The sequence below is a fragment of the Halalkalibacter wakoensis JCM 9140 genome, assembly GCF_000513095.1.
GTDB classification, from domain to species: Bacteria; Bacillota; Bacilli; order Bacillales; family Bacillaceae_D; genus Halalkalibacter; species Halalkalibacter wakoensis.
Genome location: NZ_BAUT01000151.1, coordinates 1 through 1,845 on the forward strand (window position 1 = coordinate 1; position 1,845 = coordinate 1,845).

A 1,845-nucleotide genomic window follows, 5' to 3' on the forward strand; every position below is an offset into this window, starting at 1 on the left:
AAGATAATTTGTAACTGGTCTTTAATGTAACGTGGATTTTTTTCCCTAACCCTCTCTAAATATCCCCCTCTGTTAGGATAGATGTCGTAAGGTACTTTAGTGTTATAGTTTAAGTAAATAACACGGAGGTCGATCGATATGAAAGAAAAAAATGGAGTGCGTTATTCAAAGGAACAAAAAGAGGCAATCGTTAAACGAATGATGCCACCACATAACGAATCAGTGGCTACTATCTCGAAGGAAGAAGGCATCACAGAACCCACGTTGTACAAGTGGCGTAAGGCTGCACGTGAAGCTGGTGTGGCAACGCCTGGCAATGGACAAACAAGTGACAAATGGACCAGTCAAGATAAGTTTTTAATCGTGATGGAGACCTTTGCGATGAACGAAACAGAACTGGCTGAATATTGTCGTAAAAAGGGATTGTATCGCGAACAAATTGAGGCGTGGAGAGTGGCTTGTCTCCAAGCAAATGGACAAGTATTTGACCAATCACAGGAGCTAAATGGTGCGTTGAAAGAAGAAAAAAAACGTGCTAAGCAACTAGAAAAAGATCTACAAAAGAAAGAAAAAGCATTAGCGGAAGCTGCAGCGTTATTACTTTTGCGAAAAAAGGCCCAAGCGATTTGGGGGGACGACGAGGACGAATGATTAGCCCATCAAATCGCGCATTAGCTGTAGAACTCATCCAAGAAGCCAATCATAACGGTGCGCGGTTAGCGAAGGCTTGTGAGGAACTTTATATTAGTGTACGAACCTATGAGCGCTGGGTGGTAGATGGTGAGGTTAAGGTCGATCAGCGTCCCTTTGCGAAAAGACCTATTCCAAAAAATAAGTTGTCAGAGGAAGAGAAAAAGGAAATTCTCGAGGTTGTCAAACAAGAAGAATATGCCGATTTACCTCCGACACAAATTGTCCCAAAGCTTGCGGATAAAGGAACATATCTTGCGTCAGAATCTACATTTTATCGTGTTTTACGTGAAGGAAAGATGCAACACCATCGTGGCCGCAGCCAAAAGCCAACACGAAGAATTCCTGAGAGTCATCTCGCTCTATCACCAAATCAGGTATGGACATGGGATATTACGTGGCTTGGTGGCCCTGTGAAAGGCTTGTATTATCGCCTTTATTTAATACTTGATCTGTTTAGTAGAAAAGCAGTCGGGTGGGAAGTATGGGAAAAGGAAGAAGCGACACACGCTGAATCACTAGTAAAAAAAGCAGTCATTAATGAGAGAATTCAAGGGGCACCACTTGTGTTGCATTCAGACAATGGGAGTCCGATGAAAGCCGAGACTTTTTTAAGTTTACTTGAGAAATTAGGAATCCAAAGTTCCTTCTCAAGACCGCGTGTAAGCAATGATAATCCTTATTCAGAAGCCATGTTTCGGACGCTCAAATATCGGCCTAATTATCCGCATAAAGCTTTGCCTCACTTCAGGAAGCCAGACAATGGGCCCATCAATTTGTCCATTGGTATAATCATATTCATCTGCATAGTGGGCTGAATTATGTAACGCCAGCACAGTGTCATGCCGGAGAACACGTAACAATATTGACCAAGAGAAAAGACGTGTATGAAGCCGCAAAAGCAAAGCATCCAGAACGTTGGGCAAGGAGTCCAAGAAATTGGACACCTATTGAAAAAGTAGCCCTTAATCCAATGCGTGATGAGGGAAAAAGGAAACGTTAAGTTCGCCAACATACACTTTATTCCCTGATGGTTTGAAGTGAAAGAATGGATTTTCTTTCAATTCAAACCATCAGGCCAGCAAGCGTAGCGCGGTAGTCTTGATTGAACACTAAAGTAACTAAATGCGACAACTATATTGACAAACACCGATA

General features: G+C 42.3%; 1 pseudogene. It reads left to right on the forward strand.

The features are described from left to right. Positions 1 to 138: 138 nt before the first annotated feature. A pseudogene (locus JCM9140_RS21865) lies at positions 139 to 1,693 on the forward strand (IS3 family transposase). The last annotated feature ends 152 nt before the right edge of the window (positions 1,694 to 1,845 follow it).